This window comes from Brucella sp. MAB-22, from assembly GCF_025908475.1.
Lineage (GTDB): Bacteria > Pseudomonadota > Alphaproteobacteria > Rhizobiales > Rhizobiaceae > Brucella > Brucella anthropi.
The window spans coordinates 897,122-920,291 of the sequence record NZ_CP109782.1 but is presented as its reverse complement, the minus strand read 5'-3'; the positions used below and the strand labels follow the sequence as shown (position 1 = coordinate 920,291).

The window sequence follows — 23,170 nt, the reverse complement described above, 5'->3', positions numbered from 1 at the left end:
TGGAACCTAGGCTCTACAGCGAGGAAAGCAAAGGAGGATTTTCCGCCAAATACTGGATTCGCAGAAATTAAATCCGAAAGCTCTCATCAACCGATCAGGCGGGGATATTCGATTGCCGGACAGCGATCCATGATGACGGTCACACCGGCTTCTCTGGCCCGGTTTCCAGCTTCTTCATGCACCACGCCGAGCTGCGTCCAAAAGATCTTCGGGCGGTGCTTCATTGCAAGAACTTCGTCCACTATACCCGGTAGCGAATAAGGCTCACGGAAGACATCCACCATATCGACTGGCTCTTCGATATCAGCCAGACGCGCCACGACACGCTGACCATGAATGTGTTTTCCCACCTGCCCCAGATTGACCGGAATCACGCGGTACCCCTTGGAAAGCAGGAATTCCATCACGCCATTGCTCGGGCGCTCCGGCTTCGGTGACGCGCCAAGAAGCGCAATCGTTTTGACGGAACGGAGGATCTCGCGGATCTGATCGTCGGAAGGGTTTTGCATTTTATCCTCTTCGGTCGCTGGAGCGAGCGCTTGCATGAAGGGTGGCGCTCCCTTTATTGATAAATAAATTTGGGAGGAGCGCATGAATATCAATACCGCGCAGGAGCGGAATGCCGCCATGGTGGCAAGCCGGTCGTTGAGCCCTGTCATGAACATTGAAGAGCTGCGCGCATTCATGAAGCGCGAGTTTCCGCAACTTGGCAACGCTTTCGAGATCACGGCAATTGGTGACGGTTCCGCAACCATGCAGCTTAATGCCGATGAACAACATCTACGCCCCGGCGGTACTGTTTCCGGCCCTTCGCTTTTTGCACTCGCCGATGTGACGGCCTATGCTGCCATACTGGCCCATATTGGCCCGGTGGCACTGGCCGTGACAACGAACCTGAACATCAACTTTCTGCGTAAACCCTCTCCCGGCACGGTCGAGGCCGTCGCACACCTCCTGAAACTCGGCAAACGCCTTGCTGTACTCGATATCAGCCTGACCGATGGTACAAGCGGCGAGCTGGTGGCCCATGCAACGGCAACTTACTCGATCCCGCCGCGGTAAAGCATCCAAAAAAGATAAGGTATTATAATACCAAACATTTAACACATTGATTTTACTGTATTTTTAAAACAAAGCTCTGAATATAGGACTTGACGCCCACTCGGACATTGTGTATCGACCCGCCAGTGAGTTGAGCAGAAGTTATCTTTTGCCCGCTCGTTCGGGTTGGACACGATCCAACACAAGCAACAAAAAAAGCCCTGATTTTCAAGATCGGGGATTAAGTCAAGGAAGACTTCAATGGCAACTTTCTCTCAGAAGCCGGCTGAAGTGGTGAAGAAGTGGGTGCTGATCGACGCCGAAGGCCTCGTGCTCGGCCGTCTCGCCACCATCGTCGCCAATCGCCTGCGCGGCAAGCACAAAGCAACCTTCACCCCACACGTTGACGATGGCGACAATGTCGTAATCATCAATGCCGACAAGGTTGTTCTGACCGGCAAGAAGTACACCGACAAGGTCTATTACTGGCACACCGGTCATCCGGGCGGCATCAAGGAGCGCACTGCTCGCCAGATTCTCGAAGGCCGTTTCCCGGAACGCGTCGTCGAAAAGGCCATTGAGCGTATGATCCCGCGCGGTCCGCTCGGCCGTCGCCAGATGAAGAACCTGCGCGTCTATGCAGGCCCGAACCATCAGCAGGAAGCTCAGCAGCCGGAAGTCCTCGACGTCGCCGCGCTGAACCGCAAGAACAAAGGGAATGCATAATCATGGCTGAGCAGCTCAACTCGCTCGAAGAACTCGGCACTGTTGCCAAGACCGAAGCTGCCGCTCCGGTTCATGTCCAGAAGCTGGACGCACAGGGCCGCGCTTATGCCACCGGCAAGCGTAAGGACGCCGTTGCACGCGTATGGGTCAAGCCGGGCACCGGCAAGATCACCGTCAACGACAAGGAATTCGAAAAGTATTTCGCACGTCCGGTCCTGCAGATGATCCTGCAGCAGCCGATCGTTGCTTCGAATCGCGCTGGTCAGTTCGACATCGTTGCCACCGTTGCCGGTGGCGGTCTCTCCGGTCAGGCCGGTGCTGTTCGTCACGGCATCTCCAAGGCCCTCACCTACTACGAACCGGGCCTGCGCACGGTTCTCAAGAAGGGTGGCTTCCTGACTCGCGATAGCCGCGTTGTTGAACGTAAGAAGTACGGTAAGGCCAAGGCTCGCCGTTCGTTCCAGTTCTCCAAGCGTTAACGCGCTTAGGGCCAGTTCTCCAAGCGCTAACGCGCTTAGGGCCAGTTCTCCAAGCGCTAGTATCTATCGCTTCAGAGCTTACGGAAAAGCGGACCTTCGGGTCCGCTTTTTTGTTTCATTCAATACCGGATTTCAGCCGCCCCAACTGCGGATGGACTTGCGGTTGATCTCGAGCTGTTTTTCAGGCGATTGTTTGTAATAATCGGGTGCCATCCCGGAAACCCAGTCACCATAGCTCGGATTGGGTAGCATGAAGAACCTCGTCCCGAAGGCTTCGCGGTTGGCTTCTACGAATGTGCGTCGCTGCTGATTGTTCTTGTGATAGGTCGCAGCTCCAAAGTCGTTGAGATTGTCACCGACGTAAACGACAACATCAAAGCCATCTGCCTTGACGGCATCGAAACGGCTCTGCTTGTTGGACTGACCGCCATTCAACAAAAGTGTTTTCGCAGATACGCCGGGGAACCCCAGTTTTCTTATATTTGCTGCCGTTGGCTCAAACGACTTCACATCGCGGTTCGTGACATAGAACATCGTGCCGCCATTCGCATTGACATGTCTGGCAAACTCTACGGCACCGGCAATGGGACGTGCTTGCTTTGCTGCCATCCAGCGCCTCCAAGTTTTCTCCGTATATGGCGCGCTTTGCTTGACGCGCCATCCGGCATAGGCGGTATTATCGATCATGGTCTCATCGAGATCGACGATCACAGCCTTCCGCCTTCCCTTTGTCGGTTTTGCTGCATCGAAAGCCAGACGCGCACCGTTGAACGTCTGATAGGCCAGCGCATCATACTCGCCTGACTGCTGCATCCAGTTGATTGCGCTTACATTCTGCTGCTCCAACTGAAATCTGGCCGTACGCTGATCCGTTGCACAACCCGCAAGGGAAGCAGAACAAGTAACAATGACCGAAATAGTAAGTAAAGTTCTTCGCATAATGTCCCTCTTTGAAAGAGGGCTATTAGCGCCGATGAATTCCCGCGCCTCAACCGCCGATATGTGCCCTCAACATTGTGGGCGGCAGTGCGGCTTCATCACAGTTGCAAGCCGGTTCGATAGTCGTCATGAGTATAGAAAAAAGCTGAAGCCTCTCCGACCACTTTCACGAACGGATAAGCCCATGTCCTCGTCTGCAGCACCAAGCCGCTTTGCGGTCACACCGGAGCCTCCTTATCTGATCGTCACCTTCGCTTCGCAGCGTATCATCGGCGAGGATGATGGCTATGGCGAGATGGCGGTTCAGATGGGAGAACTTGCAGCGAAGCAGCCGGGCTATCTCGGCATTGAAAGCGCACGCGATGCGGAAGGTTTCGGCATCACCAATTCTTTTTGGGCAGACGAAGCCAGCATCCATGCATGGAAGCGCGAAGTGGACCATCTGGTGGCGCAGAAGCTCGGGCGCCAGAAGTGGTATGAAACCTATCGCGTGCGTATCGGTCGCGTAGAGCGTGCTTATGGATTTGATGCCAAAAGCGAATGAAACCGCTATAGAAATCTAACCTTATCCAGGTAACAGCCATGCCTTCAAAGACTATCGACCACGCGATTACTGCCCGCAGCCTGACAAGCGCAGCAACGGACCCGACCCACGCCGGTGTATTGTCGTTCATGCGACGTATGTACACGAAGTCGCTGAAGGGCGCAGACGCCGTTGTCTGGGGTATTCCGTTCGATGCAGCCGTATCCAACCGGCCCGGCGCACGTTTCGGTCCGCAGGCGATCCGGCGGGCGTCGGCGATCTTCGACAATGATCCGCAATACCCGTTCGAGCGCGACCTTTTCGAGAATCTCTCCGTCATCGACTATGGCGACTGCCTGCTCGACTATGGCAATCACACCAAGACCCCTGCCACTATTGAACGCGAAGCGACAAAAATCCTGAAATCGGATGCGTTTCTGCTAACGCTTGGCGGCGATCATTTCATCACATGGCCGCTGCTCAAGGCCCATGCCGCGAAATATGGTCCACTGGCACTCGTTCAGTTCGACGCGCATCAGGATACGTGGTTCGACGATGGCAAGCGCATCGATCATGGCTCCTTCGTAGCCCGTGCGGTGCGCGACGGCATTATCGATCCAGATCACTCGATCCAGATCGGTATCCGTACGCACGCGCCGGAAGATTGCGGCATCAAGATCATTTATGGCCATGAGGTCGAAGACATCTCGGCGGCGGCGATTGCCGATGAAATCCTGAAACGCACCGATGGCAGGAAGACCTATCTGACCTTCGACATCGACTGTCTTGATCCGGCCTTTGCGCCGGGAACCGGCACACCGGTCGCAGGTGGACCGTCGTCTGCAAAGATGCTGTCCGTCCTGCGCAAGCTGACGGCTCTTGACTTTATGGGCGCGGATGTGGTCGAGGTTGCACCGGCTTACGATCATGCCGATATAACAGCAATCGCGGGAGCGACGATCGCAATGTACTATCTGGGCCTTCTGGCTGAGAAGAAAGAACGACGATGAGCCGCTTGTTCATAGATTGATTCAAGCAGCTCGAAAACTGATTCCGAATATTGTCGTAACTTTCTGAATTCAAAGGCAAAATGCATGAAACCGAAAATCTTCATTGATGGCGAACACGGCACCACTGGCTTGCAGATCCGCACCCGTCTGGCCGAACGCGACGATCTTGAAGTGATCTCCATTCCGGAAGCCGAGCGGCGCAACAAGGACTTGCGCGCCGACTATCTGCGCGCAGCCGCTATTGCGATCCTGTGCCTGCCGGATGATGCTTCCAAGGAAGCGGTTTCCCTGCTCGAAGGCCACAACTCGACCCGCATCATTGATACTTCGACTGCTCATCGCGTGCACCCGGACTGGGCCTATGGTTTCGCCGAACTGGCCAAGGGCCAGCGTGAACGTATCGCCGACGCCCGCCTGGTCGCCAATCCGGGTTGCTATCCGACGGGTGCAATTGCGCTTGTCCGCCCGCTGCGCGATGCGGGCCTGCTGCCTGCCGACTATACGGTCAGCGTCAACGCCGTTTCGGGCTATACGGGCGGCGGCAAACAGATGATCGCGCAGATGGAAGACAAGAACCATCCGGAGCATCTTGCTGCAAACAATTTCCTTTACGGCCTGCCGCTCAAGCACAAGCACGTGCCGGAACTGCAATTGCACGGTCGCCTGGATCGCCGCCCGATCTTCAGCCCCAGCGTCGGACGCTTCCCGCAGGGCATGATCGTGCAGGTCCCTCTGTTCCTGACCGGACTAGAGGGAACGCCGTCGCTTGCAAAGGTTCATGCCGCACTGACAGAGCATTATGCCGGTCAGGACATCGTCGAAGTCGTGCCACTTGAAGAAAGCACCAGTCTGGCGCGTGTCGATGCAGAAGAGCTTGCCGGCAAGGACGGTATGAAGCTTTTCGTCTTCGGCACTGAAGGCGATGGAGAGGTCAATCTGGTGGCGCTGCTCGACAATCTCGGCAAGGGCGCATCGGGCGCAGCCGTTCAGAACATGAATCTCATGCTCGGCAAAGTCTGAAGCATGTCTCCCAAAAGTGGGAACCGGTTTTGGGATAAAGACATGCTTGAAAACGAAGACTTAAAGCCGGTATTTCCCATCGAATGGAATATCGGCTCATTCGAGCCTCTGGCGGATACGCATTCAAGCCTCGTCTGGAAGGTCGAACGCACCGATCATCCGGGCGAGGTTTTTGTCGTCAAGCAGTTGAAACCGGCCGGAATGGAAGAGCTGCGCGGCGCGCACTATCTCGACTGGCAGGACGGCCATGGTGCGGCACGATTATACGGCCTCAATGATACATCGATGTTGCTCGAACATGCGGGCGACTATCACCTTGATGAACACCTGAAACGCGGCAAGGATGCCGAATGTCTGCAGATATTCGGCGAAGTTCTCAGCGCGCTGTATACGCCCTCTCCCGCCCCGATACCGGCTGACTTACAACCATTGGACAGGCATTTTTCTGGTCTCTTCGCCGTGACGAATGAAAGTCCGATCTATGCGGAAGGCACGGCGGTCGCGAAACACCTGCTGGCAACGCCGCACGAGGCCATTCCGCTACATGGCGATATTCACCATGAGAACATCATCAGGGGACCGCGCGGCTGGCTCGCTATCGACCCGCACGGACTTGTCGGCGACGCAGCGTTCGACGCGGCCAATATCTTCTACAATCCGCTCGACCGGGATGATCTCTGCCTCGACCTTGAACGCGCCCGGCACATGGCAGAGCATTTCGCACCGATCATCGGGCGCGAACCGGCTTACATTCTGGATTATGCCTTTGCCTATGGCTGTCTCTCAGCCGCGTGGCATCGTGAAGACGGCAACGACGCGGACGAAGCGCGGGAACTGAAGATCGCTTCCGCGCTCAGGCACCTGCGCCAGACGGTTTATCCTTCATAGGCACCTTTGGTTGCACGCCAGTGCGCAACCGCGAAGGCCAGCACGATCAGCGCAAAGAACTGGTGCGTCAGGCCCAGATGCAGTGGAACGCTCATCAGAAGCGTGGCAATGCCGATGACAGCCTGTATGAGAACCAGTCCGACGAGAACGATAGTGCGGCGCGCATGGGTCGTACCCGGAACCTGCTTCCAAACCTGCAAGGAATGCAGGACCGTCAGAACCAGAACCGTATAGGCGAACATGCGGTGCACGAACTGCACCGTCTTCGGGCTTTCGAACAGGTTGCGCCACCATGGCGACTGGATGAACAGGTCGGACGGGATGACAGCGCCATCCATCAGCGGCCAGGTATTGTAGGTCAGACCGGCATGAAGCCCCGCCACGAGACCGCCCAGATAAATCTGCACTAGTACGGCGAACACGATCCATCCGGCAAAGCGCTGGATCGACCTTTCTGCCGGTCGTTCACTGTAGGTGACAAGCCCGCGCGCAATATAGAACACCGCTGTGATGATGATACAGGCTGTCGTCAGATGGATCGCCAGACGGTACTGGCTGACGCTTGTCAGCTCACTGAGACCGGAAGCGACCATCCACCAGCCGATAGCGCCTTGCAGGCCGCCGAGTGCAAGCAGGCCCAGCATGCGGTATTTGAGTCCGCCCTTGAGACGCCCTGTCACCCAGAAGAAAGCCAGCGGAACAGCAACCAGAAAACCGACAAAGCGCGCCAGCATACGGTGCGCCCACTCCCACCAGAAGATCGATTGAAAGGCTTCAAGGGACATGCCCTTGTTGATCTGCTGGTATTGCGGAATCTGGCGATACTTGTCGAACTCCTCCAGCCATTCGGCATGGTTGAGTGGCGGAATGACACCATGAATGGGCTTCCATTCGGTGATCGACAGACCTGATCCCGTCATGCGGGTAGCCCCGCCGACCATCACGATGGCAATCAGCACGACGAACACCGCATAAAGCCAATAACGCACAAGGCGACGGTCGTGGTCCTCTTTCGATGACCTGGAACCCTGCCCTACACGCTGCACCGTTGCTGCCGTCATGCCATTCACCCTTCGATATTGAGCCGAGGTGTCTGGATCAAAAAGCGTCAGGCTGTGGCGAAAATGGTGATTTTCAAGTACCGGAGCGGAGCGTACTTAAAGTACGTGAGCACCGGAACGCAGAAAATAGCCATTTGCAGACCGGCATGACGACTTTTGGAACAGACACGAAGGATACATGCCGCATAGGCGAAGCTGTTACAAGTTGCCACCACGCGACATGCCGCCGCGTTTTTGCCCTTTCGCTACCCCTTCTCACGCGCTAGTGATGTGCCGGGAAAAGGAGAACTGCACCATGCCCGTTCGGCTGAAGAAACTGATCGGCACTTTTTTGCTGGTTTCGCTGGTCATCATCTATGCGGTGTTCGCGACCATCATCGCCGTGGCGCATCTCGCTGAATCGAGCGCCTGGGTGCATCTCCTCTATTTCTTCGTGACCGGTATTCTGTGGGTTCTGCCAGCCATGGGCATCATCTGGTGGATGGCGCAACCGCCACGCAAGAAGCAACATTAATCCCATTTGAGGATGCTGCAGACGATGGCGGGTGAAGTTGCAGCGTACATTCTTACAGATTTCAGCGATATTAGCCGGCTCTGGAGCGATCCCGCGGCTATTCACGGTGCGCCACAATCGTTCGCATGGATCGATAGTTGGCGCGCAATCGTCAATGCCGACAATTTCGTCATCGGGCTCTTTGACGGCGATGGTCCAATCCTGCTCGTGCCGCTGGAAGTCGTAAGCCAGAGCGGCGCGAAAATTGCGCGCTATCCCGGCGGGAGCCACGCCAATTGCAATTTCCCGTGGCTGCGAAAGGAATATGACGGCCTCCTCGGACCCGAGATGGTCCGGCAACTGATCGAGAAAATCCGCAAAGCACGGCCCGACATCGACGCACTGTCACTGACACGCCAGCTATCGGAACTGCAAGGCGTGACCAACCCGCTGCTCACTCTTAGAAAAGCGCCCAACCCAAATCCGGTTCTCGCCGCCTCGCTTGGTGGTGGCTTCGATGCCGTGCTTGATCGCGCCAATCGCAAGCGAAAGCTGAAAAAGCATCGCCAGCACAGTCGTCGCTACGAAGAAAGCGGTGGCTGGAGAATTGCTGAGCCTCAGAACCAAGCGGAAGCAAACACGGTTCTCGATCTTTATTTTGCGATGAAGGCCCAGCGCTTCCGGAAGATGGGAATCCGTGATCCTTTCGCCGATGAGAATGTGCGCAATTTCTTCAAAGCTTTCTTCGGCGAAGGATTGGCGAAGGGGCGGAATCTGCATGAGCTGCGCTTTCTTGAAGTTGGCGGAACCCTGCGTTCGATCATCGGAAAGCTGTTTGGCGATGCAGGCCCTACCGTCGAGTTCGCCGCGATCGCAGAAGACGAACTGACTTCCGCCAGTCCGGGTGAATTTCTCTTCTTCGAGGATATCAGCCGCAGTTGCGACGAAGGCCGTTCGATCTACAGTTTCGGTATCGGTGATGAGCCGTACAAGCGCGAATGGTGCGACATCGAGCTCACGATCTATGACACGCTGGTACCGCTTTCCGCCAAAGGAAAGCTTTTCACGGCGCTGCAATCAGTCCGCAATGCCATTGCCGGAAGTCTCAAGCGCAATCCGCGTCTTTGGGGCCTTGCCAAGACACTGCGCAGCAGGTTCGCAAGAAGGTAGAGGTGCTTAGCAATCTGATTCAGAAACAAGGTCTAAGACGCTGTTCCAGAATCGTATTTGGCAATCAGACGGTTTCGTCCATCAGAATGACGACGTCTTCATAACCACCCTGATCGAGATCGAGAGCAGCCAGCGCAACGCCCTTGTCATCCGGATCGACGATACTCATCACGACGGACGCAGGTCCATCGGCAATGCGTCGAATCTGCTCCGAAGATGACGGACCGCATTCCACCACAACGAAATCATAGACCGTTTCCAGCGCATCCAGAATGAGCGGCAGGCGATCAGCAGAACGCATGGCGGTTTCAGGATCGGCCTCGCCCAGCGGAACGACATGAGCCTGCGAGAACCGGTCACTGTGGATGACCTCATTGAAGCGGCGCTCGCCGGACAGAAGCTCGGTAATGCCGGGCAGATGCGTACCGTCCAGCATGGCAAGCCCGACAGTTCCCTGCGCGGTCATATCCACAAGAATTGCACGTTTACCACGGTCGGCGAATTCACGCAGCAGACGCACCGCTCCTGCCGATGCCTTATCGCCCTCGGGAGAAACGACCACAATACGTTTCAGCTTTCCGCCGGACAGCAGATCGGCAACAGCTTCCACACCATTTGGATTGCGTGGTTTCGTCTCGCGCTGCCCGATTTCACTTTGCTTGGTCTCACCTTGCTTTATCATGGGAAACTCCTCCACGGATTTCCTTGTTTCGGAAACCGGCGGCTTCGCTGCAAACGGCATAGTCCATGAACGGCGTCGCGCCACAATTGTTTCCTCGGAAACGCCATCACGGCGTTCAGCTCTGGACGGCGGCACGGCAGCCGCTTCAGCGGCAGCAGCAATAACCGGCATTTCGATTTCCTCGACGGCCGCGACCCTTTGACCATCCGTCGTCATGAACGCACGTCCGCTGAACAATTCACGCAAGAGAACGAAAATCGACAGCAAAAGCAGGCCAGCCGCAAAGGTTGAACCGACAATCGGCAATATCATTGGATAATAGGGAACTGCCGGTGCTTCGGCGGAAGAGAAAACCCGAGCATCAACCGGCACATAATTGCGGTCGGTGCGCGACGCAGCTTCGCGATAGCGCGTCAGATAGGTTTCCAGAAGCTGGCGCTGTGCCGTCGCCTCGCGTTCCAATGCGCGCAACTCAACTTCCTGATCGCCCGCTTGCGCCGCCTGTGCCTTCACGCGGTTGAGTTCACGATTGAGTTCTTCTTCACGCAGCTTTGCCGTTGAGACTTCATTATCAAGACTCGCAACGAGCTTGCGGCCTTCAATCCTGATCTGCTGGTCGAGATCGGCAAGCTGCGAGCGTAGTGCCTTGATGCGGGGATGACCGTCCAGAAGTGTCGTCGAAAGGTCGGCGATCTGGGCGTTGAGCTGAATGCGTCTTTCCGCAAGGCGCTGCATCATGCCGGAAGCAACCACATCCGGCAGCGTATCGATGGGAGCACCGGAGGCCAGCGATTTACGAATGCTTTCCGCCTTTGCTTCTGCCGAAGCGCGGCTGGTGCGGACCCGTGTCAGTTCGGTCGAAACTTCCGAGAGCTGTTGTGTCGCAATCGTACTGTTGCTCTGCCCGGTCAAAAGCCCGCGCGAAGCACGATAATCCGCAACCTTCTTTTCCGCATCGCGGACGCGGTTGCGCAGGTCGTCAATTTCGGGTGCGAGCCAGCCGGTGGCATCGTCATTCGACTCCAGCTTCGCGGCCTGCTGAAACAGGATGTATTGATTGGCAAGCGCATTGGCGATGGTCTTCGCCGTCTCAGGACTTGCCGAATTATATTGCACCACAATGACGCGCGAGGCGGTCACGGCAAAAACCTGCATGTTCTTGCGAAGTTTCAGTAGAACGCGCTCTTCCGGAGTCAGCCGTGCGGGATCGGTCCGCATGCCGAGCATGATGAGAATGCGGGTCCACGGCTTCACTTCCGTTGTCGTGAAGGCTTCGTTGCTGGTCAGCTTGAGTTCGTCGGAAACTTTTTTTAGAAGATCGCCGGAAGAGAACACTTCAACCTGGCTCTTCACGCCTTCGGCGTCGAAGACAGGTCGCTCAGCTGCTGTTTCGCCATTGGGGCGGGTATAGATGGATTCGCGGGCCTCGATCATGATGCGCGCTTCAGCGCGGTAGTCCGGCGTCAGAAGAAGGCAGATGGCCCATGCTGCTGCTGCCATGAGAAGCGCACCAACGACAATGAACAGCCAGTGACGGCGCAAGCTGGAGAACAGCGCGCCGATATCAATATCTGCGTCCCTTGATAACGGATCGACTTCTGCCATTCCCCATTCTCCATGGACTTCGCGAGTGCGCTTGCGCGCGTGATCGCTCTCGCCCGCGTGGGGTAATGCACCCCCGAATCTGGCCGGAAGGTAAAGGAACAAGGTAACCATAGGGTTAAACAGAAGAGGCTTCCAGCTATTGTCAGACACAAAGTTTTTGCGCCAAGCCCTGTCTTCTTTACCAGCCATTAACCCTAATCAATCGATAACGCTTGCAACCGATATTCGTAATCGCGCTGTCAGTACCGCGTCGATTGCGTTCGTAAGAAATATTGCTTTTCGGAAGAACCGAGGCGGAAGATGACGGCGAAGACAATCCATAACAAGCGCAAAGGCCACGCTCTGCTCGTGGCGCTAGGCCTTGCCGCCATGACGCTTTCCGCATGCTCCAGCTATCGCCCTGCCCCGCCTGCGTTCCACGAGGCGCTGAACCAGCCTTACATGCTGGATGCTGGTGATCGCGTACGTATTACGGTGTTCGAGCAGCCGAGCCTCACGAATACCTATAGCGTCGATCAGGCTGGCTATATCGCCTTCCCGCTCGTCGGCAGCATTCCGGCACGCGGCAAGACGTCCAAGCAGCTCGAAGGCATCATCGCATCGAAGTTGCGTGGCGGTTATCTGCGCGACCCCGACGTCAGCGCGGAAATCGACCGCTATCGCCCGATATTTGTGATGGGTGAAGTCGGCGCCGCTGGCCAGTATTCCTATGTTCCGGGCATGACCGCGCAAAAGGCAATTGCCGCTGCGGGTGGTTTCAGCCCACGCGCCAATCAGGAGAATGTCGACATCACGCGCCAGTTCAACGGCAAGGTTCTGACTGGTCGCGTGCTGATTTCCGATCCAATCCTGCCGGGCGACACGATCTATGTGCGCGAACGTCTGTTTTGATGGCGATTGATGGCTGATGACACCAATGCCTCCCCACTGCGTATCATCCACTGTTTCCGCGAACCGACCGGCGGGCTCTTCCGTCATGTTCGCGATCTCGTGGGCCTGCAGGCGGAAAAAGGCCACGCGGTCGGCATCGTCTGCGATGCCACGACAGGCGGCCCGCGCGAAGACGCGCTTCTGGAAGAATTACGGCCAAAGCTCACGCTCGGCCTTCATCGCATTGCCATGCAGCGCCATGTCGGACTGGGCGACGCAGCGGCAGCGTACAAAGCATATCGCATCATCAAGAAATTGCAGCCGGACATATTGCACGGACATGGCGCCAAAGGTGGCGTCTATGCACGTTTGTTCGGCTCAGTCTTACGGGTTTTTAGGTCTCGCGTAGCCCGTATCTATTCACCGCATGGCGGTAGTCTGCATTTCGACCGGAAGACGCGCCGCGGCGGCGCTGTCTTTCTGGTTGAGAGAATGCTGGCTCCCATGACCGATGCAGTGATGTTCGTTTCCAACTTCGAAAAGCGTATCTACGAAGAAAAGGTAGGGCGGCCCTATGGCCTCCACGCCGTCGTTTATAACGGCCTGGCCGAGGACGAGTTCATCCCGGTTGCCGATGCGCCCGATGCCAGCGATTTTCTCTTTGTCGGCACGATGCGTGAACTGAAGGGACCAGACCTCCTGATCCGTGCCCTTGCGCGCCTGCGCGACCAGCATCAGCGCATTTTCACTGCAACGATGGTAGGAGATGGTGCGGAAAAGCCCGATTTCATCAACCTGACCGACGAACTGGGAGTTTCCGGACAAATTCGCTTTCTGCCTGGAATGGCTGCGCGAGAAGCTTTTGCTTTGGGGCGAATAATGGTGGTTCCATCGCGTGCCGAAGCATTTCCCTATATCGTGCTGGAAACGCTCGCCGCCGGAAAGCCTGTCATCGCCAGCAATATTGGCGGCATTCCCGAGGTGTTCGGACCTCGCTCCTCGGCGCTGGTGGAGCCCGAGGAGGAGGCACTTGCGAACAGGATGCTGGACGCTGCAGATGATCTCACAACGTTTCGAGCCGCAATGCCGGATGTGACCCGGCTGCACGAGCGCTTCAGCCAGCAATCCATGGCACACTCGATAGAGACAATTTATTACGAGGCACATCCGGATCGAGCCATCCCGGAAGACTGACGGATACTTCCCTCAGCCCACCATCGCAGCGAAGGGTTCGGACGCAGATACCGACCGCTCGAACTGTGACCGAAACCCACCACGCGCCGCAAAATAGATATAGTGGAATGCGTCGGCACGCCCGCCGATGAGCGAAATATCCTCGCGTTGCCATTCCCAGGACAGCATGTCGAGCTTGTCTTCGAATGGGTCTGATATGGTTGCCGACCAGAAAGCAGCAATGCCATTAGGCTTCAGTGCCCTTTTCACCAGCCTCAGACCGTCATCTTCATAGATTGCGCCATTGGCATCGCGGACGGTAAAATCCGGTCCATTATCCGTGTCCATCAATATGGCATCATATCGACCAGGCTCTGCGCGAAGAACATCCATCACGTCGGCGACCCGAACATCGACACGCGGATCGTTCAATGGATGGTTGGCCAGATGACCGATATGGGTCCGGTTCCACTCCACGATCTCGGGGACGAGCTCGCATACCGTGGCTCTGGCATCGGGTCCAAGCAGATCGAGTGCTGCCCGAAGTGTGAAGCCCATGCCAAGTCCGCCAATAAGCATATGCGACACTTTCCGTCCGTGCAGGCGAAGCGACCTTTCAGCCAGCACGGTCTCGGACTGGAAATTGACGTTGGACATCAATTCCAGGCCGTTATAGCGGATTTCATAGATGTGATCGCGTTTTCGCAACAAAATTTCATCGCCGGCATGATTGCCCGCTCTAGCCAGTTCGGCCCAGATAGTCATGATCAACCCTAGAGCGCCCTCCAAAACACTAGAACGGTTTAGATAAAGCGCCTTAAAACAAACAGTTAATGCGACCTTGAAAGATCGCAGCGTGAATTGCTGTCATCAGGATTTTTTGGGTCGCTGTGCGGTCAGGCGCGCAGCAACCCCATGACATCGTCTGATCTGGTGCCGATCAGGAGCGGAAACAAAGCTGGTCTGTTGGCGGCAACATGTGCCGAACAGTTTGACGGCAAAATGCCGCCCGCAGCTTTATCTTCCAACGGTTTCATATCACCGTCCTAGGCAATATAATGAGATAAGGCAAGCCTTGTACTGGCTTGGCTTGCGACAACTGGGCGTATCGGTTCCTGCGGCCAATGCTGTATCAATACGGACGGAGATCATGCTATTTTAGCCGTTACTAACAGTAACAGCTTTCAACCGAGTATTTAATTGAGTGTTTACCTAAGTCAAAAGCTTGTCACGCGACATTTATATTCTGCTTAGGATTCTCGGTCTAATTACTACGCTGTCATTTTACGATCAGGGGCAATGTTGTGCGAGATAATGATGCGCTTTCTCCTTTTGGCCGCAAAGCCATAGAAGCCAGCAGCAAGCAGGAGACCGGACAAGATTCCAAGCCGAAAGGCCCGGTGAAGCTTAGCCCACTGGCGCGCCAGATGGCTGAACAATATCAGCACGATACGTTTTCGCCGCTGATGCTGAGCGGCGTCATGCGCATGGTAGAGTTCGGGCTTGTGTTTTGCTCCGGCATTCTGAGTTTTCTGCTTTATGTCGGCATCCGCACACATCTGGTTTTCTACTATCCCCTTATCATGGTTGTGGGCGGTGCGCTTTTTGTCCTGCTGATGGAAATCAACGACGGTTACCAGATCAATATATTGCGTAGTCCTGGTCGCTATCTGCGGCGGCTTTTCATTAGTTGGGCAGCCGTGCTTGGCACCCTTGCCATTGCCGGTTTTCTGCTGAAAGCTTCGTCCGATTTCTCGCGCGGCTGGTTCCTTTATTGGGCGCTCAGCGCCTGCGTCCTGCTTTTAATTGCCCGTATCTTCGTCGCCTGGAAAATCAAGCGCTGGGCACGCAATGGCACAATGGAGCGCCGCGCTGTCATCGTCGGCGGCGGCCCCAATGCAGAAGCGCTTATCCGCTCGCTCGAACAGCAGCCTGACAACGATATCCGTATCTGCGGCATCTTCGATGACCGCGACGACAAGCGCTCTCCCCCCATCGTTGCTGGCTATCCCAAGCTCGGCAATATCAACGAACTGATCGAATTTGCCCGTATCGCCCACATCGACATGCTGATCGTATCGCTGCCGATCAGCGCCGAAGCCCGCGTGCTGGCACTACTCAAGAAGCTATGGGTTCTCCCGGTCGATATCCGGCTGTCAGCGCTCAACAACCACCTGCGCTTCCGCCCGCGCTCCTATTCCTATGTCGGCGCGGTGCCGATGCTGGATATTTTCGACAAGCCCATCAACGATTGGGATTCTGTTGCCAAGCGCATCTTCGACGTTGCCTTCAGCATTGTTGGCATCGTTCTTCTGTCGCCGATCATGATCGGCACGGCGATTGCCATTAAGCTGGACAGCAAGGGCCCTGTGATCTTCAAACAGAAGCGGCATGGCTTCAATAATGAAGTTATCAATGTCTGGAAGTTCCGGTCCATGTACACAGAGATGTGTGACCCTACCGCCAAGCAGGCAGTTACCAAAAACGACCCTCGCGTCACCCGCGTCGGACGCTTCATTCGCAAAGCCTCGATCGATGAGCTGCCGCAGTTCTTCAATGTTCTCGCCGGTTCCCTGTCGCTCGTCGGCCCGCGCCCGCATGCAGTCGCCGCCCATTCGCACAATGTGCTCTATAATGAGGTGGTCGATGGCTATTTCGCGCGTCACCGCGTGAAGCCGGGCGTTACCGGCTGGGCGCAGATCAACGGCTGGCGCGGCGAAATCGACAATGAGAACAAGATCCGCATGCGCACAGAGTTCGACCTTTACTATATCGAAAACTGGTCGCTCTGGCTCGATCTGAAAATCCTGTTCCTGACACCGATGCGACTTCTCAATACGGAAAACGCCTATTGACCAGCGTGGCGCAACGGTTTGACGGCAGTTCGCGTCCAGCCCTGATGCTGCCGGCAGATGTGGCGCGCAAACGCGCGCTCAACCGCCTCATCGCCAATATCGCAATCGGCTTCGGCGTTTTTCTGCTCGGCTTCGTGATGAGCGAGCCTGCGCCTTATGAACTCTATATGGTCGGCCTGATTGCGCTGGCACTATTGTTCGGACTGCGGTTGACCCGCACAAGCCTTGTGCTGCTCGCCCTGCTTGCTGTCTTCAATTTCGGCGGCATGATTTCGGTCATGCAGATGGCTGACGTCAAGAAAGCACCGCTTTATATCGCCGTCTCGCTGTTTCTGGCTTTCACATCGGTATTCTTCGCCGCTGTCATCGAAGGTGACCAACGGCGTCTGAAGACCATCTTCAACGCCTATCTTCTTGTCGGCGTGCTTTCTTCCGTCCTTGGCATTGCCGGTTATCTGAGCCTCTTTCCAGGCGCAGAAATCTTCACGCGCTACGGACGTGCGCAGGGCGCATTTCAGGACCCCAATGTCTACGGACCTTTCCTTATATTGCCGCTGACCTGGACGCTTTACCGCATCATGCGCGGGGGCTTTCGCGATATGGCCGTCTATCTGCCTTTCTGCTGCCTGCTGACGCTCGGCGTTCTGGTATCCTTTTCGCGCGCGGCCTGGGCGATGGTTCCCCTCTCCTTTGCCGTTCTGTTTGGCGTGCTCTTCCTGCAAAGCAACAGCAATCGTTTTCGGTTACGCCTGATAGTGATTGGTCTGCTTGCAGTTGTAACAATTACTCTCGCGATCCTGATTATCCTGCAAATCCCCGGCGTCGGCGATTTCTTCCGTGAGCGCGCGCGTCTCGAACAGAGCTATGACAGTGCAAGGCTTGGGCGTTTTGCGCGGCACTGGCTTGGAATGATCCTTGCGACACAGCATCCGCTTGGCATCGGACCGCTCGAGTTCGGGCCGATGTTCGGTGAGGATACACACAATGTCTGGCTCAAGGCCGTCCTTGACTATGGCTGGATCGGCTTCATCGCCTTTCTGACGCTGACATTCCTGACACTCGGGATCGGTTTCAAGCTTCTGTTTCGCAATCGCCCCTGGCAGCCTTATCTTCTGGTTGCTTACGCAACCTATCTCGGGCATGTCCTGATCGGCAATGTCATCGACACCGATCACTGGCGCCACTTTTATCTGCTCTTCGGGATCATCTGGGGTTGCGCAGGGCTGGAATACAAGTATCAGCTTTCGCTGAAGCTCAGAGAACGCTCAGGAGAGCAGAAACTTGCAATTCGCGATATACGCCGCAGCAGCCCTCTTTGAAATCGCCGGATGCTTCGCCTTCTGGGCATGGCTGAAGCTCGACAAGTCACCGCTTTGGCTGGCACCCGGCATGGTGTGCCTCGCATTGTTCGCCTATCTGCTCACCCTGATTGAAAGCAACGTGGCCGGTCGCGCTTATGCAGCCTATGGTGGCATCTATATCATCGCGTCGATTTTGTGGATCTGGTTTGCCGAAGGAGCGCGCCCCGATCGCTGGGATGTGGTCGGCGCATGCACGGCTTTCGCAGGCACATGCATCATCCTTTTCGCACCGCGATCCTGATGCTCAGAACCATGCGCGAATGTTATGTGCAATTTGCCAGTTTCGAGAAATTATCCCTTGCGTGCCAAGTCGTTATAATCTACGGCTTTCCCCGGCTCGGAGCGTAGCGCAGCCCGGTAGCGCACTTGACTGGGGGTCAAGGGGTCGTGGGTTCGAATCCCGCCGCTCCGACCATTTTTCTTCCCCAAACCTTTATTTTCATACGATCTTTCCTTTGCACACAACGTGCAAATCGGATTAGCTCTGCCATGATTGCATGGAGGAGAGCATGAAGAACGCCCTGATCACTGGTGGCAGTCGCGGCATTGGTCGCGCTACCGTTCTGCGCAGCGCAGCGCAAGGCTGGTCTGTGGCTCTGAACTATGCGGGGAACGAACAGGCTGCGCAGCAAACGGTGACTGAGGCAGCGAAGCTTGGTGCGAAGACGCTTGCGATCCAGGGCGACATATCCAGAGAACAAGACGTGATCGCCATGTTCGACAAGGCGGAGGCCGATCTTGGTCCGCTGAAAGGCGTCGTCCTGAATGCCGGTATCGTTGCTCAGACCATGCCGCTTGCGGATATGAGTGCTGATCGTCTGAAAATGATGTTCGACGTGAATGTTTACGGCACCTATCTATGCGCCCGCGAAGCAGCCCGGCGCTTGCAGCCAGACAGTGCCATAGTCATCGTGTCATCGATGGCATCGCGACTTGGATCGCCGTTTGAATATGTGGATTATGCCGGAGCGAAAGGTGCACTTGATACGCTGACCACTGGCCTGTCGAAAGAGCTCGCACCGAAAGGCATTCGCGTCAATGCCGTGCGTCCAGGCCTGATCGATACCGACATCCATGCCAGTGGCGGCAATCCGGATCGCGCGGCGAGGTTGGGCGCCGGTACACCTGTCGGACGCGCCGGCAAGGCAGAGGAAGTCGCGGAAGCCATTTTCTGGCTGCTCAACGACGCCCCCGCCTATGTAACCGGAACATTCATCGACGTTGCCGGTGGGCGTTAGTACTAAACTGCCTCGATCTATTTCTCACGCAGCTGATAGGTTTCCGCAACGTAGCGATAGCCCTCACCTTCCCGCTTGAGATAGGCCAGTGCCGGAAACGGCATATGATAACCGATGAAAGGGAGCCTGTCGGTGGCGATCATGTCAAACATGCGTTTGCGGGTCTGGACGGCAGCATCCTTATCGATATCGAAGGAAACGTGCCATTCGGGCCGCTGCAACGTAATGACGAAATGGTTCGCCGTATCCGAGACCAACATCAACGATTTGCCGCCCGTTTCGACCCTGAAAGCCAGATGACCCGGCGTGTGGCCATAAGCTGCCACCGAATGAATACCGGAAATGACTTCGCTATCATCGCCCAGGAACGTCATCTTCTCGGCCAGTGGCTTGACATTTTTGGCCACCATTTCGGCAACTGTCTTGGCGGGGCTGTCGAGCCGCGCGGGATTGGTCCAGAAGTCGAATTCCTTCTGTCCGGTGGCGTAGCGCGCATTGGCGAAGGCTGGCTTGCCGTCTTCCATCAGTCCACCAATATGATCAGGGTGGAAATGGCTCAATACGACCAGAGACACATCGTCCGTCTTGTAGCCCGAAGCTTCAAGCGCACTGGCCAGCTTGCCCAATCCCGCTCCGCGGGCACCTGCTCCCATGCCGGTGTCAAACAGAACAAGCTCCTTGCCTGTATTGATGAGCACTGGCGTGAAGCTGTTGACGAAGCGGTCGGCGGGCAGAAGATTTTCCTCAAGAAGTGCGGCAACCACTTTCGGGTCCTGATCGACCGCATATGTCTTTTCGGGCGCTTCGCCGGCTCGGCGCCCATCGGAAAGCGTGGTGATCTCAAAATCACCAAACTGAAAGCGATGGAAGCCCGGATTTTCTACCTGTGAAGGGGTTAGCACTTTAGGACTGCCTGTTTCGGCTGCCGCCTTGTTGAGCTCCAAAGGCGTTAAAGCCAATCCGGCCCCGGCAGCAGATGCTGTAACAATGAAATTACGTCTTGAGATGGTCATCAATCGATCTCCCGGCATAATCTATGGATAAGAACGACAGGATACCCGAAAAAGCTCCCTGATCCATGGGATACGCGATCAAGTTTCTGTTGGCGCGATATGGACGACGCCCTCTTGCCTCTCCGTTCAAGAATCACTATTTACAGGGCCGCGCGGGACGACCCGCGCCAGTGTTCGCATCGGGGACGGCCCCATAGGAGGGTGTCCTATGGCAGGGCCGATCGAACAATTCGCAATCAAGCCCATCGTTGAACTTGGCGAAATCGGCGGTCAGCCGGTTGCTTTCACCAATTCGGCACTCTTCATGGTGCTGACGGTGCTGGGCGCGGCTGCGTTCATGTTTCTGTCGTCCCGCAGGGGTACCGTTGTGCCAGGGCGCTGGCAGTCCTCTGCCGAGATCCTCTACGAATTCGTGTCGAAGACATTGCGCGAGAACGCCGGGGAAAAGGGTATGGCTTTCTTCCCCCTCGTCTTCTCGTTGTTTCTGTTCATCCTGTTTGCCAATCTGATCGGCATGTTCCCCTATGCCTTCACCGTGACAAGCCACATCATCGTAACGTTCGCGCTTGCGATGCTGGTCTTCCTGACGGTCACGATCTACGGTCTCGTTCGACACGGGTTCAGGTTCTTCCGACTGTTCATGCCTGCGGGCGTACCGGCTGTGCTGGCGCCGATCATCGTGCCGATCGAGATCATGTCCTATATCTCGCGTCCGGTCAGTCACTCGGTTCGTCTGTTCGCCGTCATGCTTGCAGGGCACATCACGCTGAAAGTCTTTGCGGGGTTTGTTATCGGGCTTGGCAGTCTCGGAACGCTCGGCATGTTAACCGCTGTGCTGCCGCTTGCAATGACCGTCGCGCTGACCGCACTCGAATTGCTGATGGCAGTTATTCAGGCTTACGTATTTACTATGCTGACCTGCATGTATCTCAATGATGCACTGCATCCATCACACTGATTAGAGCGCCGTGCGCAGTGACTTCGCGGGAAGGACGGCCTTCCCGCTTCTTCAACGAACGGGACGGCCCGTTCAGAACCCTTGTGAGGGAGCATTAGAATGGCATGGATTTATCTGGGACTGGCCGGAATTCTTGAGGTCATCTGGGCCTATTTCATGAAAAAGTCGGAAGGCTTTTCCCTTCTGACACCGAGCGCCATCACCATCGTGACGATGATCGGCAGTTTCATTCTGCTTTCCATCGCCATGCGCAGCCTGCCGCTTGGAACAGCCTATGCGATCTGGACCGGCATCGGTGCGGTGGGTGCGTTTCTGGTGGGCATTTTCATTCTCGGCGAAGCTGCAACCTTCTTCCGCGTTGCAAGCGTGACACTGATCCTCGCCGGCATCATCGGATTGAAACTCTCGTCCAGCTGATTCAATCCGCGTACAAAAGCAAAGGGAGGCGAAAGCCTCCCTTTTTCATGCGGTCCGAAATCGATCAGCGCACCTGATCGAGAAGACGCTTGCATTCGAGAAGATCGAACAAAGCCTCCTGCAGAAGCGAGCGGTTGTCCTTTGAAGGCCGCTTTCCATCAGCTCCGATGGGGCCATCCTCCTCGCCCTTCAAGAGACCGAAGAGTTTGCGCGCCGGTTGCGGTGCCTTGATGCCGCTCGGCAGAGCCATTTCATTGTCAGCCGCCTCTTCGGCAGCGCGCTTATCAGCGGCAGCCTGCTTCTGGCGCGTAATCGCCTCAATCGCCTGAACGTCGCCATTGCCGAGTGCAATGATGAACTGCGCATTGTTTTCGCGAAGCAGACGCTGCACGCCCTTGATCGTATAGCCCTGATCATAGAGCAGATGGCGAATGCCCTTGAGCAATTCGACATCGAGCGGCCGGTAATATCGACGACCGCCGCCCCGCTTCATAGGCTTGATCTGGGTAAAGCGCGTTTCCCAGAAACGCAGCACATGCTGCGGAAGATCAAGATCATCCGCGACTTCACTGATCGTCCTGAATGCATCAGGGCTCTTGTCCATCCACTTGCCCTTTCCAGTGGTTCAGGTTTCGCCGTTGCGGCACAACCTCGCCGATCCAGATAGTTCAACTCGCTGCCAACGCGAACGCGTCTGTAACACGAAAGGCGCTTGTTACCATCGGATTTTAGAAGACGGGAGTTAACAAACTCCAGCGTGCGGAAAGACACGGCGCAAACGTCATTCAAAACCGGACAGTGTGCAACACGAACTCTCTCTGAAAAGCCAGCCGCCTTCCAGATTTCAATATCAGCGAAGCGATTCGCTCCACTGAATCCATTATATAATATCAGAGCTTTATAAGCATCCCTTCATGCGAAGCCGAAAGCAGCATGGCCAGTTCGTGGCAAAGGACTATTATGACGGTTGCAACCAACACAAAAAACAGCCTTCCTGCACGCGACCATAAATCAGGCGCAAAAGCGATGCCAGTTTTACAAGGATGGTGCCAAAACAAAATGCTGCCCGATGGGCAGCATGCTAGTGGTCTGATTCCGACATTTGCATCCCTCGGATATGAGCGCCGAGCAAATGTCGAGATCAAGAAGACCACTGGTAACTTTATGAATCTAGTATATTTTTCGAGTTTGACGTTTGAAACGTGATTTATATCGGACGGGTATCAAACGTCAAACTCAATCCACTAGCAATTACTTCTGGCTTTTGGTTTCACGCTTCTGATGTTCCTGCAGAATACGCTGCTTGAGAACGTTGGAAGCTTTGAAAGTCATCACACGACGGGGAAGAATTGGAACCTCCTCGCCTGTTTTCGGATTACGGCCAATGCGCTCGTTCTTGTCGCGAACCTGAAATGTCGCAAAAGACGACAACTTCACGGTTTCACCGTTGACGATAGCGTCACAGACTTCATCGAGAATCATCTCGACAAGAGCCGCCGACTCCGTTCTGGAAAGGCCTACCTTCCGGTAAACAGCCTCTGCCAGATCAGCTCGCGTGACCGTCTTACCTCCCATGACCGAACCTGCCTGGTTAGCGTTTGAACAGATAATATCCTTACGTGACAGGACGTTACACAAATAAAAGCGC

General features: G+C 55.7%; 27 protein-coding genes and 1 tRNA gene. 19 read left to right on the top strand and 9 right to left on the bottom strand.

Annotated features, from left to right (window positions below; genetic code table 11):
• Positions 1-86 precede the first annotated feature (86 nt).
• The gene (locus OHI65_RS13935; RefSeq protein WP_264359054.1) at positions 87-509 is read right to left on the bottom strand and encodes a CoA-binding protein; all 423 of its coding nucleotides are present in this window, start codon (positions 507-509) and stop codon (positions 87-89) included.
• A gap of 82 nt (positions 510-591) precedes the next feature.
• Between OHI65_RS13935 and OHI65_RS13930 the strand changes: the two genes are divergently transcribed.
• From OHI65_RS13930 to rpsI, 3 genes are all read left to right on the top strand, one after another.
• On the top strand, positions 592-1,062 hold the full coding sequence (locus OHI65_RS13930) for a PaaI family thioesterase (RefSeq protein WP_012092319.1): 471 nt from the start codon (positions 592-594) through the stop codon (positions 1,060-1,062).
• Positions 1,063-1,302: 240 nt separating this feature from the next.
• Complete coding sequence (rplM, locus tag OHI65_RS13925) at positions 1,303-1,767, top strand: 50S ribosomal protein L13 (protein WP_010661122.1); 465 nt, start codon at positions 1,303-1,305, stop codon at positions 1,765-1,767.
• Positions 1,768-1,769: 2 nt separating this feature from the next.
• The gene (rpsI, locus tag OHI65_RS13920) at positions 1,770-2,246 is read left to right on the top strand and encodes a 30S ribosomal protein S9 (RefSeq protein WP_006466519.1); all 477 of its coding nucleotides are present in this window, start codon (positions 1,770-1,772) and stop codon (positions 2,244-2,246) included.
• A 132-nt stretch (positions 2,247-2,378) separates the two neighbouring features.
• Here the strand turns inward: rpsI and OHI65_RS13915 are convergent, their stop codons facing one another.
• Positions 2,379-3,185: a 5'-nucleotidase, lipoprotein e(P4) family gene (locus OHI65_RS13915; RefSeq protein WP_264359053.1), complete on the bottom strand. Its 807-nt coding sequence runs from the start codon at positions 3,183-3,185 to the stop codon at positions 2,379-2,381.
• 184 nt (positions 3,186-3,369) lie between these two features.
• On the opposite strand from OHI65_RS13915, the gene OHI65_RS13910 reads away from it, so the two are divergent.
• The 4 genes from OHI65_RS13910 to OHI65_RS13895 all read left to right on the top strand — a co-directional run bounded on the left by OHI65_RS13910 (position 3,370) and on the right by OHI65_RS13895 (position 6,626).
• Entirely contained in the window at positions 3,370-3,729 is a 360-nt protein-coding gene (locus tag OHI65_RS13910) for an antibiotic biosynthesis monooxygenase family protein (RefSeq protein ID WP_029925081.1), read from the top strand.
• A gap of 38 nt (positions 3,730-3,767) precedes the next feature.
• Entirely contained in the window at positions 3,768-4,718 is a 951-nt protein-coding gene (gene speB, locus OHI65_RS13905; protein WP_264359052.1) for an agmatinase, read from the top strand.
• 84 nt (positions 4,719-4,802) lie between these two features.
• Complete coding sequence (gene argC, locus OHI65_RS13900; RefSeq protein ID WP_264359051.1) at positions 4,803-5,738, top strand: N-acetyl-gamma-glutamyl-phosphate reductase; 936 nt, start codon at positions 4,803-4,805, stop codon at positions 5,736-5,738.
• Positions 5,739-5,780: 42 nt separating this feature from the next.
• Positions 5,781-6,626, top strand: a complete 846-nt coding sequence (locus OHI65_RS13895; protein WP_264359050.1) for an aminoglycoside phosphotransferase family protein — start codon at positions 5,781-5,783, stop codon at positions 6,624-6,626.
• Here the strand turns inward: OHI65_RS13895 and OHI65_RS13890 are convergent.
• Positions 6,614-7,687 (bottom strand): COX15/CtaA family protein, encoded by a 1,074-nt coding sequence (locus OHI65_RS13890; RefSeq protein ID WP_264359049.1) that lies wholly within the window; start codon positions 7,685-7,687, stop codon positions 6,614-6,616. The two genes, OHI65_RS13895 and OHI65_RS13890, sit on opposite strands and share 13 nt — an antisense overlap.
• 295 nt (positions 7,688-7,982) lie before the next feature.
• Between OHI65_RS13890 and OHI65_RS13880 the strand changes: the two genes are divergently transcribed.
• The gene (locus OHI65_RS13880) at positions 7,983-8,201 is read left to right on the top strand and encodes a DUF2842 domain-containing protein (protein WP_010661115.1); all 219 of its coding nucleotides are present in this window, start codon (positions 7,983-7,985) and stop codon (positions 8,199-8,201) included.
• A 24-nt stretch (positions 8,202-8,225) separates the two neighbouring features.
• The gene (locus OHI65_RS13875; RefSeq protein WP_264359048.1) at positions 8,226-9,350 is read left to right on the top strand and encodes a GNAT family N-acetyltransferase; all 1,125 of its coding nucleotides are present in this window, start codon (positions 8,226-8,228) and stop codon (positions 9,348-9,350) included.
• 64 nt (positions 9,351-9,414) lie between these two features.
• Here the strand turns inward: OHI65_RS13875 and OHI65_RS13870 are convergent, their stop codons facing one another.
• Positions 9,415-11,637, bottom strand: a complete 2,223-nt coding sequence (locus OHI65_RS13870) for a GumC family protein (RefSeq protein WP_264359047.1) — start codon at positions 11,635-11,637, stop codon at positions 9,415-9,417.
• Between the two features lie 300 nt (positions 11,638-11,937).
• On the opposite strand from OHI65_RS13870, the gene OHI65_RS13865 reads away from it, so the two are divergent.
• Entirely contained in the window at positions 11,938-12,528 is a 591-nt protein-coding gene (locus OHI65_RS13865) for a polysaccharide biosynthesis/export family protein (RefSeq protein ID WP_012092328.1), read from the top strand.
• A 9-nt stretch (positions 12,529-12,537) separates the two neighbouring features.
• The gene (locus OHI65_RS13860; protein ID WP_264359046.1) at positions 12,538-13,701 is read left to right on the top strand and encodes a glycosyltransferase family 4 protein; all 1,164 of its coding nucleotides are present in this window, start codon (positions 12,538-12,540) and stop codon (positions 13,699-13,701) included.
• Between the two features lie 12 nt (positions 13,702-13,713).
• Here OHI65_RS13860 and OHI65_RS13855 read toward each other — a convergent pair whose 3' ends face one another.
• Positions 13,714-14,445: a spermidine synthase gene (locus OHI65_RS13855; RefSeq protein WP_012092330.1), complete on the bottom strand. Its 732-nt coding sequence runs from the start codon at positions 14,443-14,445 to the stop codon at positions 13,714-13,716.
• A 131-nt stretch (positions 14,446-14,576) separates the two neighbouring features.
• Positions 14,577-14,717, bottom strand: a complete 141-nt coding sequence (locus OHI65_RS13850) for a hypothetical protein (protein ID WP_155243290.1) — start codon at positions 14,715-14,717, stop codon at positions 14,577-14,579.
• Positions 14,718-14,984: 267 nt separating this feature from the next.
• On the opposite strand from OHI65_RS13850, the gene OHI65_RS13845 reads away from it, so the two are divergent.
• From OHI65_RS13845 to OHI65_RS13825, 5 genes are all read left to right on the top strand, one after another.
• Positions 14,985-16,535, top strand: coding sequence for an undecaprenyl-phosphate glucose phosphotransferase (locus OHI65_RS13845; protein WP_010661109.1), 1,551 nt, complete (start codon positions 14,985-14,987; stop codon positions 16,533-16,535).
• Positions 16,532-17,854, top strand: a complete 1,323-nt coding sequence (locus tag OHI65_RS13840; protein ID WP_264359045.1) for an O-antigen ligase family protein — start codon at positions 16,532-16,534, stop codon at positions 17,852-17,854. Before OHI65_RS13845 ends, OHI65_RS13840 begins: the two co-directional genes overlap by 4 nt.
• Positions 17,817-18,137: a YnfA family protein gene (locus tag OHI65_RS13835; protein ID WP_006466505.1), complete on the top strand. Its 321-nt coding sequence runs from the start codon at positions 17,817-17,819 to the stop codon at positions 18,135-18,137. The genes OHI65_RS13840 and OHI65_RS13835 overlap by 38 nt, the downstream gene beginning before the upstream one ends.
• 97 nt (positions 18,138-18,234) lie before the next feature.
• Positions 18,235-18,311: transfer RNA gene (locus OHI65_RS13830), tRNA-Pro, on the top strand.
• Between the two features lie 94 nt (positions 18,312-18,405).
• Positions 18,406-19,134, top strand: a complete 729-nt coding sequence (locus OHI65_RS13825; protein WP_264359044.1) for an SDR family oxidoreductase — start codon at positions 18,406-18,408, stop codon at positions 19,132-19,134.
• A gap of 17 nt (positions 19,135-19,151) precedes the next feature.
• Here the strand turns inward: OHI65_RS13825 and OHI65_RS13820 are convergent, their stop codons facing one another.
• Positions 19,152-20,147 carry an MBL fold metallo-hydrolase gene (locus OHI65_RS13820; RefSeq protein WP_151689724.1) on the bottom strand — a complete coding sequence of 332 codons (996 nt, stop codon included), beginning with the start codon at positions 20,145-20,147 and terminating at the stop codon, positions 19,152-19,154.
• Between the two features lie 208 nt (positions 20,148-20,355).
• On the opposite strand from OHI65_RS13820, the gene OHI65_RS13815 reads away from it, so the two are divergent.
• Together OHI65_RS13815 and sugE are read left to right on the top strand one after the other, a co-directional pair.
• A complete protein-coding gene (locus tag OHI65_RS13815) occupies positions 20,356-21,105 on the top strand; it encodes a F0F1 ATP synthase subunit A (RefSeq protein ID WP_029925121.1) in 750 nt (249 codons plus the stop codon).
• A gap of 99 nt (positions 21,106-21,204) precedes the next feature.
• Positions 21,205-21,522: a quaternary ammonium compound efflux SMR transporter SugE gene (sugE, locus tag OHI65_RS13810; protein WP_010661104.1), complete on the top strand. Its 318-nt coding sequence runs from the start codon at positions 21,205-21,207 to the stop codon at positions 21,520-21,522.
• Positions 21,523-21,586: 64 nt separating this feature from the next.
• Here sugE and OHI65_RS13805 read toward each other — a convergent pair whose 3' ends face one another.
• A complete protein-coding gene (locus tag OHI65_RS13805; protein ID WP_010661103.1) occupies positions 21,587-22,126 on the bottom strand; it encodes a MerR family transcriptional regulator in 540 nt (179 codons plus the stop codon).
• Between the two features lie 356 nt (positions 22,127-22,482).
• On the opposite strand from OHI65_RS13805, the gene OHI65_RS13800 reads away from it, so the two are divergent.
• Positions 22,483-22,728, top strand: coding sequence for a hypothetical protein (locus tag OHI65_RS13800; RefSeq protein ID WP_264359043.1), 246 nt, complete (start codon positions 22,483-22,485; stop codon positions 22,726-22,728).
• A gap of 45 nt (positions 22,729-22,773) precedes the next feature.
• On the opposite strand, the gene OHI65_RS13795 is transcribed toward OHI65_RS13800, so the two are convergent.
• Entirely contained in the window at positions 22,774-23,097 is a 324-nt protein-coding gene (locus OHI65_RS13795; RefSeq protein WP_010661102.1) for an integration host factor subunit alpha, read from the bottom strand.
• Positions 23,098-23,170 lie beyond the last annotated feature (73 nt).

Bases quoted from the DNA above. Each gene is read 5' to 3' on its own strand.
- OHI65_RS13795 (WP_010661102.1), bottom strand. From the start codon at position 23,097: ATGGGAGGTAAGACGGTCACGCGAGCTGATCTGGCAGAGGCTGTTTAC.
- OHI65_RS13855 (WP_012092330.1), bottom strand. From the start codon at position 14,445: ATGACTATCTGGGCCGAACTGGCTAGAGCGGGCAATCATGCCGGCGAT.
- OHI65_RS13930 (WP_012092319.1), top strand. From the start codon at position 592: ATGAATATCAATACCGCGCAGGAGCGGAATGCCGCCATGGTGGCAAGC.
- OHI65_RS13915 (WP_264359053.1), bottom strand. From the start codon at position 3,185: ATGCGAAGAACTTTACTTACTATTTCGGTCATTGTTACTTGTTCTGCT.
- speB (WP_264359052.1), top strand. From the start codon at position 3,768: ATGCCTTCAAAGACTATCGACCACGCGATTACTGCCCGCAGCCTGACA.
- rplM (WP_010661122.1), top strand. From the start codon at position 1,303: ATGGCAACTTTCTCTCAGAAGCCGGCTGAAGTGGTGAAGAAGTGGGTG.
- OHI65_RS13935 (WP_264359054.1), bottom strand. From the start codon at position 509: ATGCAAAACCCTTCCGACGATCAGATCCGCGAGATCCTCCGTTCCGTC.
- rpsI (WP_006466519.1), top strand. From the start codon at position 1,770: ATGGCTGAGCAGCTCAACTCGCTCGAAGAACTCGGCACTGTTGCCAAG.
- OHI65_RS13805 (WP_010661103.1), bottom strand. From the start codon at position 22,126: ATGGACAAGAGCCCTGATGCATTCAGGACGATCAGTGAAGTCGCGGAT.
- OHI65_RS13875 (WP_264359048.1), top strand. From the start codon at position 8,226: ATGGCGGGTGAAGTTGCAGCGTACATTCTTACAGATTTCAGCGATATT.
- OHI65_RS13850 (WP_155243290.1), bottom strand. From the start codon at position 14,717: ATGAAACCGTTGGAAGATAAAGCTGCGGGCGGCATTTTGCCGTCAAAC.
- OHI65_RS13860 (WP_264359046.1), top strand. From the start codon at position 12,538: ATGGCTGATGACACCAATGCCTCCCCACTGCGTATCATCCACTGTTTC.
- OHI65_RS13870 (WP_264359047.1), bottom strand. From the start codon at position 11,637: ATGGCAGAAGTCGATCCGTTATCAAGGGACGCAGATATTGATATCGGC.
- OHI65_RS13895 (WP_264359050.1), top strand. From the start codon at position 5,781: ATGCTTGAAAACGAAGACTTAAAGCCGGTATTTCCCATCGAATGGAAT.
- OHI65_RS13865 (WP_012092328.1), top strand. From the start codon at position 11,938: ATGACGGCGAAGACAATCCATAACAAGCGCAAAGGCCACGCTCTGCTC.
- OHI65_RS13820 (WP_151689724.1), bottom strand. From the start codon at position 20,147: ATGACCATCTCAAGACGTAATTTCATTGTTACAGCATCTGCTGCCGGG.
- sugE (WP_010661104.1), top strand. From the start codon at position 21,205: ATGGCATGGATTTATCTGGGACTGGCCGGAATTCTTGAGGTCATCTGG.
- OHI65_RS13910 (WP_029925081.1), top strand. From the start codon at position 3,370: ATGTCCTCGTCTGCAGCACCAAGCCGCTTTGCGGTCACACCGGAGCCT.
- argC (WP_264359051.1), top strand. From the start codon at position 4,803: ATGAAACCGAAAATCTTCATTGATGGCGAACACGGCACCACTGGCTTG.
- OHI65_RS13815 (WP_029925121.1), top strand. From the start codon at position 20,356: ATGGCAGGGCCGATCGAACAATTCGCAATCAAGCCCATCGTTGAACTT.
- OHI65_RS13880 (WP_010661115.1), top strand. From the start codon at position 7,983: ATGCCCGTTCGGCTGAAGAAACTGATCGGCACTTTTTTGCTGGTTTCG.
- OHI65_RS13890 (WP_264359049.1), bottom strand. From the start codon at position 7,687: ATGACGGCAGCAACGGTGCAGCGTGTAGGGCAGGGTTCCAGGTCATCG.
- OHI65_RS13825 (WP_264359044.1), top strand. From the start codon at position 18,406: ATGAAGAACGCCCTGATCACTGGTGGCAGTCGCGGCATTGGTCGCGCT.
- OHI65_RS13800 (WP_264359043.1), top strand. From the start codon at position 22,483: ATGACGGTTGCAACCAACACAAAAAACAGCCTTCCTGCACGCGACCAT.